Here is a 537-nt window from a genome sequence, read left to right as displayed (position 1 = left end):
ATCGCCGGCAACGCCTTCGTCGACGTGCTGTTCATGACCGCTCTGCTCGGCATCGGCATGGCGCTGATCCTCGGCATCGGCATGCGCATCGCCGCAGGCGCGGGCGCGCTGCTGACCGTTCTGATGTGGACCGCGGTGCTGCCGCCGGCCACCAACCCGTTCATGGACGACCACCTCGTCTACGCCGCCGTCCTTGTCGTGCTCGCCCTGATGGGCGCCGGAAACACGTGGGGCCTCGGCCGCCGATGGGCGGCAACCCCGGTCGTGCGACGCAACACCTGGCTCACGTAGAAGCGCACGGCGTGGGGGGGGCGCCCCCCCCCCGGGCCCCCCCCCCCCCCCCCCCCCCCCCCCCGGCCCCCCCCCCCCCCGCCGCCCGCCCCCCCCCCCCCCCCCCCCCCCCCCCCCCCCCCCCGCCGCCGGACTGCTGCTCGGATCCGTCAGCCATCCCCGTACTGCACCATGCGGGCTGCCCATTCATTGCGCCCGCCCTTCACGCGGGCTCCACAGGTCAGGAGTTCACCATGGTCGACCAGG

Annotated in this window: 1 pseudogene; it reads left to right on the top strand. The window is 75.2% G+C overall.

The annotated features are described in order from the left end of the window. A pseudogene (locus tag LXN57_RS47785) lies at window positions 1-291 on the top strand (hypothetical protein); the annotation flags it as partial. Between the last annotated feature and the right edge of the window lie 246 nt (window positions 292-537).

Source organism: Paractinoplanes hotanensis, from assembly GCF_023717965.1.
In the GTDB taxonomy this organism is placed as follows: Bacteria; Actinomycetota; Actinomycetes; order Mycobacteriales; family Micromonosporaceae; genus Actinoplanes; species Actinoplanes polyasparticus.
The sequence above is the reverse complement of the archived record's forward strand: the minus strand, read 5'-3'. Positions and strand labels throughout refer to the sequence as shown.